The organism is Actinokineospora iranica, from assembly GCF_900101685.1.
Lineage (GTDB): Bacteria > Actinomycetota > Actinomycetes > Mycobacteriales > Pseudonocardiaceae > Actinokineospora > Actinokineospora iranica.
The window spans coordinates 354,988-371,170 of the sequence record NZ_FMZZ01000002.1 but is presented as its reverse complement, the minus strand read 5'-3'; the positions used below and the strand labels follow the sequence as shown (position 1 = coordinate 371,170).

Here is a 16,183-nt window from a genome sequence, read left to right as displayed (position 1 = left end):
GGATGGGAGTGGGTCGCCCGGTTTCCGGGCCAAGCGCCCTGACGTCAGTAGATCCGGCCGGAGCGGTATTACTATTGCCCCATGGTGCGACCACCGCTGAGCCAGGACGAGCGTGACCGGGGCGAACTGCTCGGCGCCCTGCTGCGGGCGGCGCGGGCCGACCGCAGCATGGTCGAGGTGGCCGCGGCGGCGGGGATCTCGGTGGAGACGTTGCGCAAGATCGAGCGGGGGCGGGTGCCCACGCCCGCGTTCTTCACCGTCGCGGCGATCGCGGCGGCGGTCGACCTGCCGTTGGACGATCTGCTCGCCCGCACGACGACGTCGACGCCCGGACTGCTGTCGGCCTGAGAAAAACCGGAGGGCCGCCCGAAGCGGACGGCCCTCGCGGACTCAGATCTTGACCGGGTAGTGCGGCTCCGGCGGGACCACCGTGATCCGGCGCTCGATGAAGATGCCGTGCCAGATCATGAACACCAGCAGCGCCCAGATCCGGCGGCTGTGGTCCAGCGTGCCCGCCCGGTGCTCCTCAAGCAGGCGCATCACGGCGTTCTTGTCGACCAGCGCGTCGGTCTGCGACTGCATGACGATGTCGCGGGCCCAGTCGTACATCTCCTCGCGCAGCCACAGCCGGATCGGGACCGGGAAGCCGAGCTTGCGCCGGTTGAGCACGTGCGCGGGCACGACCCGGCGCAGCGCCTGGCGCAGCGCGTACTTGGTGGTCTCCTTGGTGAGCTTCTGCTCCAGCGGCACCTCGGCCGCCACCCGGAACACCTCCGGGTCCAGGAACGGCACCCGCAGCTCCAGCGAGTTCGCCATGGTCATCTTGTCGGCCTTGACCAGGATGTCGCCGCGCAGCCACGTGTAGAGGTCCACGTGCTGCATCCGGGTCACCGGGTCCCAGGACTCCGACTCGCGGTAGTGCGCGGCGGTGATGTCCTTGTGGCTGACGCGCGGGTCGAACGTGCGCAGCACCGCCTGCAGTTGGTCGTCGCGGAAGATGCGGGCGTTGCCGTAGTAGCGGTCCTCCAGGCTGAGCGCGCCCCGGCGCAGCAGGTCCTTGCCCCGGGTGCCGTCGGGGATCTTCGTGGAGACCTTGCCCAGGACCTTGCGCAGCGCCCCGGGCACCCGCTCGAACGGCGCCAGCGACAGCGGCTCGCGGTAGATCGTGTAGCCGCCGAACAGCTCGTCCGCGCCCTCGCCGGACAGCACGACCTTCACGTGCTTGCGGGCCTCGCGCGCGATGAACCACAGCGGCACCAGCGCCGGGTCGGCCACCGGGTCGTCGAGGTACCAGACGATGAGCGGCAGGGCCTCCATCATCTCGTGCGCCGAGACCGTGCGGACCACGTGCTTGACCCCGATCGCGGCGGCCGACTCGGCGGCAACGTCGACCTCGGAGTAGCCCTGCCGCTCGAAGCCCGTGGTGAACGTCACCAGGTCCGGGTTGTGCTCGCGGGCCAGCGCGGCGATCGCGGTGGAGTCGATGCCGCCGGAGAGGAACGAGCCGACCGTCACGTCCGCGCGCATGTGCATCCGCACCGAGTCGCTCATGACCTCGGCGATGCGCGAGTACAGCGCCTCGGCGTCCGCCGGGCCGTGCACCGGGGTCGGCCGGAACCGCGGCACGAAGTACCGCCTGGTCACCGGCTCCTCGCCGGGGGTCAGCGTGAACGACGTGCCGGACTCGATGCGGTGGATCGTGCTGTGCAGCGACGCGGGCTCGGGCACGTATTGCAGCGTCAGGTAGTGCTGCAGCGAGCGCCGGTCCAGTTCCTGCTTGATCCCCAGCAGCGGCGCGAGTTCCAGGATGGACTTCTTCTCGCTGGAGAACGCCACCCCGCCGGGGCCCGCGGCGTAGAACAGCGGCTTGATGCCGAACGGGTCGCGCGCGCCGAACAGCGTCTGCCGCGCCGAGTCCCAGATCAGGAACGCGAACATGCCGCGCAGCCGGGTGACCGCGGCCTCACCGAGGTAGTGGTAGGCCGCGACGATCGTCTCGGAGTCGCCGTCGGTGGTGAACCGCGCGCCGAACCGGTGCGTCAGCTCGGCCCGAAGCTCCAGGTAGTTGTAGATCTCGCCGTTGAACAGCAGCGTGTACCGGTTGGGCGCCTCCGGCGGGCCCCACGGCAGCGGCTGGTGGGAGTGCTCCAGGTCGATCATCGCGAGCCGGTTGAAGCCGAAGACGGCCTCACCGCCGGTCCAGGTCCCGCTCTCGTCGGGGCCGCGGTGGCGCTGGCAGCGCATCGCCGCGCCGACCGCGGAGCGCGCCGCCGTGGCATCCATTTCCGAAGGGCAGACCAGGCCAAGAAGACCGCACACGCTTTTCGCGCACCTCTCGTGTCGAGCCGGTATCTCGCGGGGAGACGCCAGTATGCCCGCCCGCGTCGGCCCGCCCGACATGGCCGCGTCCGGCCGAAGTGTGACCGAGATCCGCTCACCCCTGCGGGGGTGTGGCGCGGCTCGCTGGGCTAGGCTCCCGATTGCTCTATCAGGAGCGCCGAACGCCGCTGCCCGCGGCGGCGGACGCGGACCGGGGAGCGTGGAGATACCGCCTCAAGGAGGAGTCGCGCAGTGGGCACACCCAAGGGTGTCGGGAACCGCACGCCAGTGGCCCGGCTGACCAAGGTCGCCGGTCTCGTCGCGCTGGTCGCCCTCGGCGCCACCGGCTGCTCCACCGACGAGGTGCTGCGGTTCGGCTGGCCGGAGGGCATCACCCCGCAGGCGGGCCGGATGCGCGAGTTCTGGACTTGGTCGGTCGTCGCGGCGCTGATCATCGGCGTGATCACCTGGGCGCTGATCCTGTGGCCGGTGGTGGCGCACCGCAAGCGCGGCGACAAGCTGCCCAAGCAGTTCCAGTACAACCACTTCCTGGAGCTGATCTACACCGGCATCCCGGTCGTCATCGTGGTGGTGCTGTTCTACTTCACCGCCACCACGCAGAACTACGTGCAGGCCGAGACCGACGACCCCGACGTGACGGTGGACGTGCTGGCCTTCCAGTGGAACTGGGAGTTCGACTACAGGTCCTACAAGGACACCAACGGCGCACTGCAGAAGCCCGCCGCGCCGGGCGACGACACCGTCCGCACCATCGGCAGCTCCGCGGAGATCCCGCTGCTGGTCCTGCCGACCAACCGGACGATCCACTACAACCTGCGCGCCCGCGACGTCATCCACTCGTTCTTCGTGCCGGAGTTCCTGTTCAAGCGCGATGTCTTCCCGCACCCGGAGAAGAACAACCAGGACGCGACGTTCCAGAACACGATCGACCGCACCGGCTCGTTCGTCGGCCGCTGCGCGGAACTCTGCGGCACCTACCACGCGGTGATGAACTTCGAGGTCCGGGCCATCAGCCCCGAGCAGTTCGACCAGTACATGGCGCTGCGCACCCAGACGAACCCCAAGACCGGCAAGGGTTACACCGCCGCCGAGGCGCTGACCGAGATGAACTGCGGCGAGCTGTGCTCCCCGACCGCGGTCACCACCAAGCCGTTCAACACCGACCGCACCGCGCGCACCGCGTCCAACTGAGACGGTTGCGCATGGACACCGCGGCACGACAGGTGAATGTGAGGACAGCATGAAGGTCGAAGCCAGGCTCTTCGATGTCACGACCGGCTTCTTCTTTCTCTCGGCCATCGTCTACGGGCTGTGGGCGAAGGAGCCCGTGGGCACGGTCGCCCTGATCCTCACCGGTGGGCTCTCGCTCATCGTCGGGTCTTACTTCCACTTCATCGCCCGCCGCCTTGAGCAGCGCCCGGAGGACAACCCGGACGCCGAGGTCAGCGACGGCGCGGGCGAACTCGGCTTCTTCAGCCCCGGCAGCTACTGGCCGGTGGCGATCGCCGCGTCCGCCGCGCTCGCGGGCTTCGCCATGGCCTTCTGGCAGGTGTGGCTGCTGACCATCGCGGTCGTCCTCGTCCTGATCACCATCGGCGGCCTGGTCTTCGAGTACCACACCCGCCCGGACCACGACTGATCCTGACTCGATAACGCCGCTGCCCCCTACCGGTTCCGGTAGGGGGCAGCGGCGTATCTGGGGTCTTAGCCCGCGAGTTCTGTCGAGCGGGTCGTCCAGCGGTTCAGGAGGGTCGCGGCGGCGCCGGAGTCGATGGCCTGGGCGGCTTGGGCGAGGCCGGATTCGAGGTCGGCGTGCAGGTCGATGGTGAGGCCGCGGAAGGCGGCGATGGCGCCTGCCGCGTTGAGGATGACCGCGTCGCGGACCGGGCCGGTTTTGCCGGCCAACAGGTCGCGGACGACCTGGGCGTTGAACGCGGCGTCGCCGCCGCGCAGGGCTTCGGGGAGGGCGGGGGCGACGCCGAGGCGGGTGGGGTCGATGCGGTCTTCGCGGACCGTGCCGCCGGTGACGACCCAGGCCGCCGTGGTGGTCGTGGTGGTGATCTCGTCCAGGTTGTCGTCGCCGCGGACGACGAGGACGCTGGCGCCGCGCTTGGCGAAGACGGCGGCCACGATCGGGGCCATCGCCGCGTTCGCGCAGCCGACCAGGCCCGCGCTGGGGCGGGCGGGGTTGGTGAGCGGGCCGAGGACGTTGAACGCGGTGGGGATGCCCAGTTCGCGGCGCGGCGGGCCGACGACCTTGAACGCCGGGTGGAACACCGGGGCGAAGCAGAACCCGATGCCCACCTCGCGCACGCAGGTCGCCACCGCGTCCGGCGGCAGGCCGATCACGACGCCGAGTTCTTCGAGCACGTCCGCGGTGCCGCACTGCGACGACGCGGCCCGGTTGCCGTGCTTGACCACCGGCACCCCCGCCGCCGCCGTGACCAGGGCGCTCATGGTGGAGATGTTGACCGTGTGGGACTGGTCTCCGCCGGTGCCGACGATGTCCACCGCGTGACCGTCCACATGGACCAGCCGGGCGTGCGCGAGCATCCCATCGGCCATGCCCGCGACCTCGGCGGGCGTCTCGCCCTTGGCGCGCAGGGCGATGGCGAACCCGGCGATCTGCGCCGGGGTCGCGGCCTCGGACATGATCTGGTCCATCGCCCATGCCGTGTCCTCGGCGGTGAGGTCGGTCTTGCCGATGAGCTGGTTGAGCAGGCTCGGCCAGGTGCGGGTCGTGGCGGCTGGGGTCATGGTTCAGCCCCGCGCCACGGGCAGGCGCTTCGAGCGCAGCACGTCGGCGACGGTCTCGGCGGCGGTCAGTGGGTCCAGCGGGTGCACCACCACGGCGTCGGCCTGCGACCAGGTGGCCAGCCACCGGTCGTCCTTGCGGCGCACCGCGATCACGATCGGCGGGCAGTCGGTGATCTCGTTCTTGAGCTGCCTGCACAGGCCGATGCCGCCGGTGGGCTGCGCCTCGCCGTCGAGGATGGCGAGATCGATCTCACCGCCGTCCATCTCCATCAGCACCTCGGCGACGGTCCCGACCTCCACATAGGCCACCCGGCCGATGTCGGCGGCGGGACGGCGGCCCACCGCTGTGACGATGGTCTCGCGCACCTCGGGCCGGTGGCTGAACACGAGGATCTTCAGCGGTGCAGTGCTCATGCGCGGCGTCCTTCGCGGGAGACCTGGGCGGGAGCCCCGATGTTATCGGTCTCACGTTCCCCGGTCTGCATGGCGTCCCAGCCGGTCGCCTCGCCGCCGAGACGCTGCGCCAGACTGGCCATTCTCGATCTTTCCTGGGCGCACCGCAGGGCGTCCAGAACCTGCGCCCGGAGCGCGAAAACGCGGGCGAAACCGCCGTCTTCCGGCGTGTTTTCCCGCAGCTCGTACCCATCTTGAGCGATCAATCCCGCCGCCTCGGCCAAACGATCTTGCGGCAAGGTCAGATAGTGGCGCAGCACGACCGGTTCCGTCGGCCGCCACGCGCTCGCGCGGGCGAGCGCGGCCGAGGCCGCCTCAGCGTGGTCGAAAGAGGCGGCCACGACGGTCAGCGAGGGGTCGTCCAGGGCCGTTTCGGCCTGTTTCCCGCTGGTGAACAGCGTGCGAACCCGATCGCGAAACCCCATGTCCCAGCCTTTCGGTGTGTTCGTCAAGTGTGACGTGGTCTACGCATGACCCGACAGGGCGACTCGACTTCTCGCAGGACATAATGCGACCCGTGACTGCAGCAGCGCCCTCCATTGGCCAGCGTGTGCACTCGCTGAACCGGCCGAACATGGTCAGCGTCGGCACCATCGTCTGGTTGTCCAGCGAACTGATGTTCTTCGCTGGACTCTTCGCCATGTTCTTCACCGTCAAGGCGCAGAACAGCACGGGGGTCTGGCCGCCCCCGCTGGAGGGCGGCGAGCCGGTCCACCTGGACGTGCCGTACGCGCTGCCGTTCACGATCATCCTGGTGGCCTCGTCGTTCACCTGCCAGCTCGGCGTCTTCGCCGCCGAGCGCGGCGACGTGTTCGGCCTGCGCCGCTGGTACATCGCGACGCTGGCCATGGGCACGATCTTCGTCGCAGGCCAGGCCTACGAGTACTACAACCTCGTGCAGGAGGGCGTGACCATCCCGTCCGGCGCGTTCGGCACGGTGTTCTACCTGACCACCGGCTTCCACGGCCTGCACGTCATCGGCGGCCTCATCGCGTTCGTGTACCTGCTCATCCGCACCCGGCTGAGCAAGTTCACCCCGGCGCAGGCCACCTCGGCGATCGTGGTCTCGTACTACTGGCACTTCGTCGACATCGTGTGGATCGGCCTGTTCGCGGTCATCTACCTGGTCCCGTGATGCCTCTGGTGATGTCGAGGACGCCAAGCCAGCTCCCCACCACAGCTTCGCCGAGCCCGCACTGACAGCAAGGGTTGCCGTTCAATGATGAAGAAAGCACGGAGCCGCAGCAAACTCCGCAGGCGCGTGGCAGGCGCGCTGGCCCTCGGGTTCGCGTTGACCTCGGTCGGCTTCCTGTACTCGGCCTTCGCGCCCCAGCCGCCGGTCGCCCAGGCGCAGGGCGACTCCGCTCTGGTGCGCCAGGGCGAGCAGGTCTACAACAACACCTGCATCAGCTGCCACGGCGCGAACCTTGAGGGCGTCGCCGACCGCGGCCCCAGCCTGATCGGCGTCGGCGAAGCGTCGACCTACTTCCAGACCGCGACCGGGCGGATGCCCGCGGTCCGCCAGGAAGCCCAGATCGAGCGCAAACCCCCGAAGCTCACCCCCGAGGAGATCGACGCGATCAGCGCGTTCGTCCAGTCCAAGGGCGGCGGGGTGACGATGCCCGAGGAGAAGGGCGAGCAGCTCATCGGCGGCAACTCCGCGCGCGGCGGCGACCTGTTCCGGCTCAACTGCGCCTCGTGCCACAACTTCACCGGCCGCGGCGGCGCCCTGTCCTCCGGCAAGTTCGCGCCGACGCTGGACGGCGTCACCGCCGAGCACATCTACGCGGCGATGCTGACCGGACCGCAGAACATGCCCAAGTTCTCCGACCGGCAGCTCACGCCGGAGGAGAAGAAGGACATCATCGCCTACGTCAAGTCGGTGACCGACGGGAACAACAACCCCGGCGGAAACCCGCTCGGCGGACTCGGACCGCAGTCCGAGGGCCTGATCGCATTCATCGTGGGGATCGCCGCGCTGGTCGGCATGACCCTCTGGATTGGGGCTAAGTCATGAGTTCCACCAACCCCGACCTGCCCAGCGACGCCGAACTGGCCGAGATGTCGCGCGCGGACTTGGTCAAGCTCGGCGCGAAGCTCGACGGCGTCGAGATCGTGGAGTACCCGGACCCGTGGCCGGTCAAGGGCACCCGCGCGGAGAAGCGGGCCGAGCGGCTCGTCGCGCTGTGGTTCCTCATCGCCGCGGCGTCGGGCCTGGCCTTCACGGGCGTGTTCCTGTTCTGGCCCTCGGCTTACGTCGCGCCGGGCACCCCGGGCTACACCCTGTACTCGTTCTACACCCCGCTGCTGGGTGTGACGCTGGGCCTGTCGGTCTTCGCGGTCGGCGTCGGCGCGCTGCTCTACACCAAGAAGTTCATCCCGCACGAGGTGTCGGTCCAGCAGCGCCACGACGGCGGCTCCAGCGAGGTCGACAAGGCCACGATCCTGGCCGAACTCGCCGACGCGGGGAACCGCAGCACCATCGCCCGCCGCTCGCTGATCAAGCGCAGCGCGGGCCTGGGCGCGGGCGCGATGGGCCTGGGCGTGGGCGTGTTCGCCCTCGGCGGCCTGGTCCGCGACCCGTGGGCGCAGACCGACAGCCCGAACTCGCTGTGGCACACCGGTTGGAAGTCGGAGAACGGCGAGAAGGTCTTCCTGCGCCGGGCCACCGGCGACCCGGAGGAGGTCGTGCTGGTCAAGCCGTCCGACCTGGACACGGGCGCCATGGAGACGGTGTTCCCGTTCCGCGACTCCGAGCGCGGCGACCACGTGGCCCTGTCCAAGGCGCTCAAGCGCTCGGACAACCCGGTCATGCTGATCCGGCTGCGCCCCGAGGACGCGGCCAAGGTCGTCAAGCACGAGGGCCAGGAAGACTACAACTTCGGCGACTACTACGCCTACACCAAGATCTGCAGCCACCTCGGGTGCCCGACCTCGCTGTACGAGCAGCGGACCAACCGGATTCTCTGCCCGTGCCACCAGTCGCAGTTCGACGCGCTGCAGTACGCCAAGCCCATCTTCGGCCCCGCGACGCGCAAGCTGGCCCAGCTCCCCATCGCGGTCGATGAGGAAACTGGCTACTTTTACGCCAAGCACGATTTCATCGAGCCGGTCGGGCCCGCCTTCTGGGAGCGGAAGTCATGAGCGCCATCACAACTCCCACCAAGCCCAACAACCTCGCCACCCGCGCCGCGGGCGGCGCGGCGAAGTGGGCGGACGACCGCTACCACTTCGCGGGCGGGATGCGCCGCCAGCTGAACAAGGTCTTCCCGACGCACTGGTCGTTCCTGCTCGGCGAGATCGCGCTCTACAGCTTCATCGTCCTGCTGCTCACCGGCACGTACCTGGCGCTGTTCTTCGACCCCTCCATGCAGGAGGTCGTCTACCAGGGCTCGTTCGTGAACCTGCGCGGCCTGGAGATGTCCCGGGCGTACGAGTCGACGCTGATCCTGAGCTTCGACGTGCGCGGCGGCCTGTTCGCCCGGCAGATGCACCACTGGTCGGCGCTGCTGTTCATGCTGTCGCTCGTCGTGCACATGTTCCGGGTGTTCTTCACCGGCGCGTTCCGCCGCCCGCGTGAGGTCAACTGGGTCATCGGCGTCCTGCTGTTCCTGCTCGGCGCCACCGAGGGCTTCGCGGGCTACTCGCTGCCCGACGACCTGCTCTCCGGCGCCGGTCTGCGGATCATGTCCGGCCTGCTCCTGTCGATCCCGGTGCTGGGCACCTGGGTGCACTGGCTGCTCTTCGGCAGCGAGTTCCCCGGCGAGGACATCGTGCCCCGCCTCTACACCGTGCACATCCTGCTGATCCCGGCCATCCTGCTCGCCCTGATCGGCGTCCACCTCGCGCTGGTCTGGTACCAGAAGCACACCCAGTTCCCGGGCGTGCGGCGCAAGGAGACCAACGTCGTCGGCGTGCGCATCATGCCGGTGTTCGCGGTCAAGGGCGGCGCGTTCATGGCCGTCGTCGTCGGTGTCACCGCCGCGCTGGGCGGGCTGTTCCAGATCAACCCGATTTGGAACTTCGGCCCGTTCAACGCCGCGCACATCTCCGCGGGCACCGTGCCCGACTGGTACATGGGCTGGACCGACGGCCTGATCCGGCTGTGGCCCGCGTGGGAGGTCTACCTCGGGAACTACACGATCCCGGCGCCGTTCTTCCCGTTCATGCTGGGCTTGCCGCTGCTGACCGGCGTCGCGGCCGCGTACCCGTGGATCGAGCGGAAGTTCACCAAGGACTACGCGCACCACAACCTGCTCCAGCGCCCGCGTGACGTCCCGGTCCGCACCAGCCTCGGCGTGATGGCGATCACCTACTTCATGGTGTCGCTGCTCTCGGCGGCCAACGACGTGCTGGCGGAGAAGTTCTTCATCTCCCTCAACGCGACGACCTGGATGGGCCGCATCGGCCTGCTCGTCCTGCCGCCGCTGGCGTACTTCATCACCTACCGGATCTGCCTGGGCCTCCAGCGCTCGGACCGCGAGGTGCTGGAGCACGGCGTCGAGACCGGCATCATCAAGCGCCTGCCGCACGGCGAGTTCATCGAGATCCACCAGCCGCTTGGCCCGGTGGACGACCACGGCCACCCGATCCCGCTGGAGTACCAGGGCGCGCCGGTGCCGAAGAAGATGAACAAGCTCGGCTCCGCGGGCGAGCCGGTGCAGGGCTCGTGGCTCACCCCCGACCCGGTCGATGAGACGACCGCGCTGGCCCGCGCCCGCGCCGCCCAGCACGCCGGGCACGCGCCCGCCGAGCTGGAGCCGGGGCCGACGGAGACCGGTCAGCACATCGCCACCGACGACCCGACGAAGAAGCTGTAAGAGCCAGTCCCGAAAGGGGGCGGCGCCCGGTTCGGGCGCCGCCCCCTTTCCGACTTTCGTTCGCTGACGCGTATGCCCTGTTCGCGGTAGCCTGCGGCGGTGATCAGACACCGCCGGTCGGTGTGCGCGCTGGCGGTGGCACTCGCCCTCGCCGCGGGCTGCGGCACGCCCGACGCGGGCTCGGAACCACCAGCCGCGGTGGCGTCCACGTCGTCCACGGCGCCCGCGCGGGCCGGGGCGTCCGAGCCGACCGGGTCGGTGACACCGTCCAGCACCGCCCCGCTCGCCGCACCCCGGGAGGCGCCTGTGACGGCCATGCCGGACGCCCCGCTGACCACCGCGGAAGCCTGCGCGCACCCCGGCTCAGGGTTCGACTGCGACCTGCGCGGCCGGTTCGCCGAGGTCCAGCGCTACCTGGCGGGACGCCCCGGCACGGTGGGCGTCGTCGTCCGCGACCGGGCGACCGGAGCGGTGTGGCGCAACGAGCACGCGGGCGAGCTGACCTGGACCGCGTCGACCATCAAGCTCGGCATGGTCGTCGACCTGCTCCACCGGCAGCGCGCGGGCAAGATCGTGCTCACCCCCGTCGACCGGGCGCTGATGACCGCGATGCTGCACTCGTCGGACGACGACGCGGCCACGACCCTGTGGCTGCGGTACAGCGGCGTGGACCACCTGACGTTCAACGCGGCCTTCCCCCAGTACGGCCTGACGTCGCTGCGGCCGCAGCCCGGCTACGGCCGGATCTTCCCGTACTGGGGCTTCCAGAAGTGCACCCCGGACGACCTGGACCGGCTCATCAACCACGTGCTGGACCGCGTGCCCGCCGAGGACCGCGCGTTCATCCTCGACCAGATGCGCGCCGTGGCGCCCAACCAGCAGTGGGGCGTGTGGGGCGCGGGACCGGGCGGCAGGCCCGGCAACAAGGACGGCTGGTCCGAGGAAGACGGCGGCTGGGTGATGAACTCGGTCGGCTTCGTCGGCCCCGGCGAGCGCTACACCCTGGCGATCATGAACAACCTGCGCGGCCAGGGCGGCTACGACGAGGGCAAGGCGACCACCACCGAGGTCGCCCGGATCTTGTTCGCGGGCCGGTTCTGACGTGCCCGCCCGGGTGGTCCTGTTCGCCCTCGGCGGCACCATCGCCATGGCGGGCGACGCGGGGGTGGTGCCCGCGTTGTCGGCGGCGCAACTGGTCGCGGCCGTTCCCGGTCTCGCCGACTCCGGGATCACCGTCGACGTCGAGGACTTCCGGCGCGTTTCCGGCGCGTCCCTGACCTTCGAGGACATGGCCGCGCTGTCCGCCGCGATCGAGGACCGGCTCGACGCGGGGGCGGACGGCGTGGTCGTCACCCAGGGCACCGACACCATCGAGGAAACCGCCTACCTGCTCGACCTGAGCCACGCCCGCCCCAACCCCATCGTGGTGACCGGCGCGATGCGCAACCCGACCCTGGCGGGCCCGGACGGCCCGGCGAACCTGCTCGCCGCCGTGCGGACCGCCGCCAGTCCCACCGCCGCCGACCTGGGGGTCCTGGTCGTCTTCGCCGACGAGATCCACGCCGCCGCCCGCGTCCGCAAGACCCACTCCACCAGCGGCGCGACCTTCCGCTCACCCGACAGCGGCCCCCTCGGCCACGTCGTGGAAGGCACGCCCCGATTCCTCGCCCGCCCGACTCACCGGTCCCCTTTGGTGCGCGTGGACAACCCGCTGCCGGTCGAGGTTCCCCTGGTCACCATGACCCTGGGCGACACCGGGGCGACCTTGGCCGCCATCGCCGGGCAGGTGGACGGGCTGGTCATCGCGGGCTTCGGCGCAGGCCACGTCCCGGCCCGGGCCGTGGAAGCCTTGGCCGACCTCGCCGCTCGCGTGCCGGTGGTCCTGGCCTCGCGGACCGGGGCGGGGCCAGTGCTGGCCCGGACCTACGGGTTCCCCGGCTCCGAGTCCGACCTGCTGGCCCGTGGCCTGATCCCCGCCGGTTTCCTCGACCCCCTCAAAGCCCGCGTCCTACTCCACCAGTCGCTCGCGGCAGGCCACGGCCACACCGCTGTCCGCGCAGTCTTCGCCACATCAGACCCCATCGAGGGTCAGGCCTCGTCGACCCCGATGTCGAACGCCGCGTCGGTGTCCCGCCGCGAGTAGGACCGGAACGCGATGTGGGTGTCGGTGTCCAACACCCCCGGGACCTTGCTGATCCGCCCAGGGATCAACCGGGCCAGTTCCTCATGCTCAGCCACCCGCACCACAGCCACCAGGTCGACACCACCGGCGCAGGAGTACACCTCCGCCACCCCATCGATATCGGCGATCGCCTGCGCGGCCTCCGGAATACTGTCCGTCGCGGCGTGGATCAACACGATCGCCGTGATCATCAAGTTTCCTCCCGCTCGACTTCCTTATCCGCGCCAGCGTAGAGCGCTACGCTCCCTCCGAGCGAGCTGAGGAGACACAAGGTGCAGACACCGGACGAGTGGCTGGCGGACTTCGAGGCCAAGGTCGCCGACCTGCAACAGAAGGCCACCGAGTTCAAGAAGAACATCGAGTCAGCGGGAGCCACCGAGCGATCTCCGGACGGCACGGTCACCGTCACCGTCGCCCCCAACGGCTCCCTGACCGACCTCCACCTCACCGACGACGCGATGCGCAAGTCGGCTGCTGATTTGACGGCCGAGATCCTGGTTACCACCCGTAAGGCTCGGCAGCGCGCGGCTTCCGGTGTCGCGGAGGCGTTCGTTCCGCTGGGTGGAGATCGGGCGATGGTGCAGCGGATTCCTGGTGCTGAGGATGTCGCTGAGCCTGCTCTGCCTACGCGGTCTCGTCAGGCTGGGACCGGTGAGGACGACCACGACTTCGCTGATTCCCCGGTCATTTACAAGGACGACGACGTCAGTTGGTGACCTGATCGGTTGATTTCGCCACTCGATCGAGTGATGTTCGGCCATTATGGTCGCCATGCGCGACTTTCTCCACGAAGTACTGATCCTCCAGTCGAAGTACAGCGCTGACAACACGCCGGAGATGGCACGGCGGGGGCGGCTGATTCGCCACGAGATCCCCCAGCGCCTGCGCGCGCTGGTCACTGAACGAATCTCGCTCCGAGGTGGAGGCGTCAACGACCTCAAGGTCGGCGGCCGTGACGGAACGGGAAAGAAAACCTTCATCCCATGGGTCCGGGTGCACTCGGAGAGCCGGTCACCGTCAGCGACGGTCGGTTGGTACGTCGTGTACCTGTTCAGTGCGTCTGGCGACCGCGTATACCTCTCGCTTAACCAGGGCACGACGAAATGGACGAACGGAGCCTTCGTTCCTCGCCCCGAGCCCGAACTCCGGAGCCGGGTGCGGTGGGCGCGCCAGGTCTTGGCCGATCGACTCGTCGACGGTTTCGTGTCGACGGAGGCCATCAGCCTCGGCGTGGACAAGGGGCTGGGCCGCGCGTACGAGGTCGGCAACGTCGCGGCGGTCGCGTATGACCGGGACGAGTTGCCGGACGAGGGAGTCCTCGCCGACGATCTCGCATTTCTTGTGGACCTACTCCAAGAGTTGTACGCCGAAGCGGATCGTTCATTGGCCATCCCCGGCGAGCCTGCGGCGGAGATCGCTGACGCGCTGACAGCGGCGGATGAGTCCGCCGGTCGTCGTAACCGATCCTTCGGCTATCGGTTGACCGCCGCGGAGCGCCGTGCCATCGAGCAACACGCGGTTTCCGTGACGACTGATTACCTGGTCTCCCAGGGCTTCAAAGTGTCCGATGTCGGCGCGACGCACTCATTCGACCTCGATGCGCGTCGGGCTGGCGAACGCGTGTTCGTCGAGGTCAAGGGCACCACGTCGAACGGTGCGGAAATAGTGCTGACCAAGGCGGAGGTCGAACTGCACCTGGAGAAATACCCGAAGAATATGTTGGCCGTCGTGACTGACATCGCCCTGGATCGCAAAGCTGAACCGCCGACCGCCACCGCTGGTGTTCTCCGCGTGACGCATCCGTGGCAGGTGGACAGTACGTTGCTCACACCGCTGACTTTCCGTTATGCCGTTCCCGATCTCCTGTCAAGCGGTGGATAGGCGAGTAGTTTCCACGTCGATCGTGTCAGTCCTGTGGAGTCAGTGTGTTCTTCGCGTGGTCGGCGCGGTCCAGCCAGGTGCGCCAGCGGGCGGCGGAGTGGGCGGGTTCGGACCAGGGGTGGGAGCAGCGGACCAATCGGGTGCCGGGTTTGTCCAGCCAGCGGAGGACGACGCTGACCTCTTCGGCTGGGGCGCCGTAAAGGGGGCCTTCGTCGGGGATGACGGTTTCGGCCGCGGCTGCCAAGGCGTCCACTACCGGCATTGGGGGGACGCCGCGGCGGGCGACGCCTGCGCTGGCCAGGCGGCCGTGGCGGACGATCGCGAACTCCCAGCCGCCCGCGGCGTCTGGGCGGGCGGCGACCAGTTCGGCGATCGCGGCGAGGGCGGAGAGGCGTTGGCCGCGGTCGAGGGCGCGGATCAGGGTGCGGAGGCGGTCGCGGTCGGTGCCTGCTTGTTCGTAGCGTTGGGCTGCTGACAACTCGGTCATGCGGCGCTCCAGGCGGTGCAGCGCGTCGAGTTCGTGGCCTGCTACCAGGGCGTTGACGGCGTGGACGGCAGGCTCGTAGTCCTCGGCGCTCTGTTTGCCCGCGCAGGGCGCGCCGCAGCGGTCGAGGTCGGCCAGGGCGCAGGGGCGGGCGCTGGGGGACTGGGCGGGGATGCGCACGGTGCACGGGCGGACGCCGGTGGCCTCCTGCAGCGCCAGCATCGCCTCCTCGGCTCTGCCGCGGCTGCGGAACGGGCCCAGCGCGCCCTCGCGCGGGCGGCGGACCAGGGACAGGCGGGGGAACGGCTCGTCGGTGAGGGTGATCCACCAGGCGTGGCGGGGGTTCTTCGAGCGGCGGTTGTACGCGGGTTTGTGGGCGGCCAGCAGACGCAGTTCGCGGACTTCCGCCTCCAGGGGGTGCGCGCAGGTGACCGTGTCGACGCGGACGGCGAGGCTGACCATCTCGCGCAGCCGCCGCCGGGTCTCGCTGGCGGTGAAGTACTGGCGCACGCGCCGCCGGAGGTCGGTGGCGGTGCCGACGTAGAGGACTTCCTCCGCGGGGCCGCGGAACAGGTAGACGCCCGGCTCGTTGGGCAGGCCTTCGGCCAGGGTGCGTTTGCGGCGCTGCTCCGCGGTGACCTCGGGGATGTAGTCGAGCAGTTCCTCCAGCGACCGCACGCCCAGCGAGCCGACCCGTTCCAGCAGGGCGTGCAGCACGTCGACGGTGGCCCGGGCGTCGTCCAGGGCGCGGTGGGTGGGCATGGTGGTGGCCCGGAACAGCGTTGCCAGTGCGGAAAGCCGACAGCTTGGCGCCTCTTCGCGGCTCAGCACGCGCCTGCCTAACCGGACCGTGCAGACCACCGCTGGTTTGGGCCACGGGTATCCGAACCGGCGGCAGGCCGCCTTGACGAACCCCACGTCGAAGCCTGCGTTGTGCGCGACGAGCACCGCGCCCGCGGCGAACTCCAGGAACGCGGGCAGCACCGCCTCCAGTCGCGGCGCCGTGTAGACCATGGCGTCGGTGATGCCGGTGAGCGCGACGATCTCCGGCGGGATGCCCCGGCCGGGGTCGACCAGGGTGGCGAACTCGCCGAGCACCTCGCCGCCGCGGATCTTGACCGCGCCGAACTCGGTGATCGCGTCCTCCTCCGCGCTGCCGCCGGTGGTCTCCAGGTCGAACACCACGAAGGTCGTCTCGCGAAGCGGCGTGCCCAACTCGTCGAACGCGAGTTGGCCGCGGGGCTCTGGTGCGCTGCTCATCACCGT

17 protein-coding genes are annotated in these 16,183 nt (G+C 69.6%); 11 read left to right on the top strand and 6 right to left on the bottom strand.

Annotated elements, in window-relative coordinates; translation table 11 throughout:
* Positions 1–81: 81 nt before the first annotated feature.
* Positions 82–348: a helix-turn-helix domain-containing protein gene (locus BLS56_RS07020; RefSeq protein WP_091449097.1), complete on the top strand. Its 267-nt coding sequence runs from the start codon at positions 82–84 to the stop codon at positions 346–348.
* 42 nt (positions 349–390) lie between these two features.
* Here the strand turns inward: BLS56_RS07020 and asnB are convergent, their stop codons facing one another.
* Positions 391–2,319: an asparagine synthase (glutamine-hydrolyzing) gene (asnB, locus tag BLS56_RS07015; protein WP_091449096.1), complete on the bottom strand. Its 1,929-nt coding sequence runs from the start codon at positions 2,317–2,319 to the stop codon at positions 391–393.
* A gap of 252 nt (positions 2,320–2,571) precedes the next feature.
* Between asnB and ctaC the strand changes: the two genes are divergently transcribed.
* Entirely contained in the window at positions 2,572–3,531 is a 960-nt protein-coding gene (gene ctaC, locus BLS56_RS07010) for an aa3-type cytochrome oxidase subunit II (RefSeq protein ID WP_091449095.1), read from the top strand.
* Between the two features lie 49 nt (positions 3,532–3,580).
* Entirely contained in the window at positions 3,581–3,979 is a 399-nt protein-coding gene (locus tag BLS56_RS07005) for a cytochrome c oxidase subunit 4 (protein WP_091449094.1), read from the top strand.
* A gap of 65 nt (positions 3,980–4,044) precedes the next feature.
* Here the strand turns inward: BLS56_RS07005 and trpD are convergent, their stop codons facing one another.
* Genes trpD through BLS56_RS06990 form a run of 3 tightly spaced genes read right to left on the bottom strand, consistent with a single transcriptional unit; the run spans position 4,045 to position 6,002 of the window.
* The gene (gene trpD / locus BLS56_RS07000) at positions 4,045–5,097 is read right to left on the bottom strand and encodes an anthranilate phosphoribosyltransferase (RefSeq protein WP_091449093.1); all 1,053 of its coding nucleotides are present in this window, start codon (positions 5,095–5,097) and stop codon (positions 4,045–4,047) included.
* 3 nt (positions 5,098–5,100) lie between these two features.
* Positions 5,101–5,511, bottom strand: a complete 411-nt coding sequence (locus BLS56_RS06995; RefSeq protein ID WP_091449092.1) for a hypothetical protein — start codon at positions 5,509–5,511, stop codon at positions 5,101–5,103.
* The gene (locus BLS56_RS06990; protein ID WP_407640490.1) at positions 5,508–6,002 is read right to left on the bottom strand and encodes a hypothetical protein; all 495 of its coding nucleotides are present in this window, start codon (positions 6,000–6,002) and stop codon (positions 5,508–5,510) included. Before BLS56_RS06990 ends, BLS56_RS06995 begins: the two co-directional genes overlap by 4 nt.
* 56 nt (positions 6,003–6,058) lie before the next feature.
* On the opposite strand from BLS56_RS06990, the gene ctaE reads away from it, so the two are divergent.
* The 6 genes from ctaE (at position 6,059) to BLS56_RS06960 (ending at position 12,513) form a co-directional block, all read left to right on the top strand.
* Positions 6,059–6,685: an aa3-type cytochrome oxidase subunit III gene (ctaE, locus tag BLS56_RS06985; protein ID WP_091449091.1), complete on the top strand. Its 627-nt coding sequence runs from the start codon at positions 6,059–6,061 to the stop codon at positions 6,683–6,685.
* An 84-nt stretch (positions 6,686–6,769) separates the two neighbouring features.
* A complete protein-coding gene (gene qcrC / locus BLS56_RS06980; protein WP_091449090.1) occupies positions 6,770–7,567 on the top strand; it encodes a cytochrome bc1 complex diheme cytochrome c subunit in 798 nt (265 codons plus the stop codon).
* Positions 7,564–8,694: a cytochrome bc1 complex Rieske iron-sulfur subunit gene (qcrA, locus tag BLS56_RS06975; protein ID WP_091449089.1), complete on the top strand. Its 1,131-nt coding sequence runs from the start codon at positions 7,564–7,566 to the stop codon at positions 8,692–8,694. Before qcrC ends, qcrA begins: the two co-directional genes overlap by 4 nt.
* Positions 8,691–10,370, top strand: coding sequence for a cytochrome bc1 complex cytochrome b subunit (gene qcrB, locus BLS56_RS06970; protein ID WP_091449088.1), 1,680 nt, complete (start codon positions 8,691–8,693; stop codon positions 10,368–10,370). Before qcrA ends, qcrB begins: the two co-directional genes overlap by 4 nt.
* 99 nt (positions 10,371–10,469) lie before the next feature.
* Complete coding sequence (locus BLS56_RS06965) at positions 10,470–11,471, top strand: serine hydrolase (protein ID WP_091449087.1); 1,002 nt, start codon at positions 10,470–10,472, stop codon at positions 11,469–11,471.
* Between the two features lies 1 nt (position 11,472).
* Positions 11,473–12,513 carry an asparaginase gene (locus tag BLS56_RS06960; RefSeq protein ID WP_228771437.1) on the top strand — a complete coding sequence of 347 codons (1,041 nt, stop codon included), beginning with the start codon at positions 11,473–11,475 and terminating at the stop codon, positions 12,511–12,513.
* Here BLS56_RS06960 and BLS56_RS06955 read toward each other — a convergent pair.
* A complete protein-coding gene (locus BLS56_RS06955; protein ID WP_091449086.1) occupies positions 12,459–12,743 on the bottom strand; it encodes an Lrp/AsnC family transcriptional regulator in 285 nt (94 codons plus the stop codon). The two genes, BLS56_RS06960 and BLS56_RS06955, sit on opposite strands and share 55 nt — an antisense overlap.
* Before the next feature lie 81 nt (positions 12,744–12,824).
* Between BLS56_RS06955 and BLS56_RS06950 the strand changes: the two genes are divergently transcribed.
* Complete coding sequence (locus BLS56_RS06950) at positions 12,825–13,268, top strand: YbaB/EbfC family nucleoid-associated protein (protein WP_175482709.1); 444 nt, start codon at positions 12,825–12,827, stop codon at positions 13,266–13,268.
* 55 nt (positions 13,269–13,323) lie between these two features.
* Entirely contained in the window at positions 13,324–14,433 is a 1,110-nt protein-coding gene (locus BLS56_RS06945) for an MrcB family domain-containing protein (RefSeq protein ID WP_175482708.1), read from the top strand.
* 25 nt (positions 14,434–14,458) lie between these two features.
* Here BLS56_RS06945 and BLS56_RS06940 read toward each other — a convergent pair whose 3' ends face one another.
* Positions 14,459–16,177, bottom strand: a complete 1,719-nt coding sequence (locus BLS56_RS06940; RefSeq protein ID WP_091449083.1) for a DEDD exonuclease domain-containing protein — start codon at positions 16,175–16,177, stop codon at positions 14,459–14,461.
* Between the last annotated feature and the right edge of the window lie 6 nt (positions 16,178–16,183).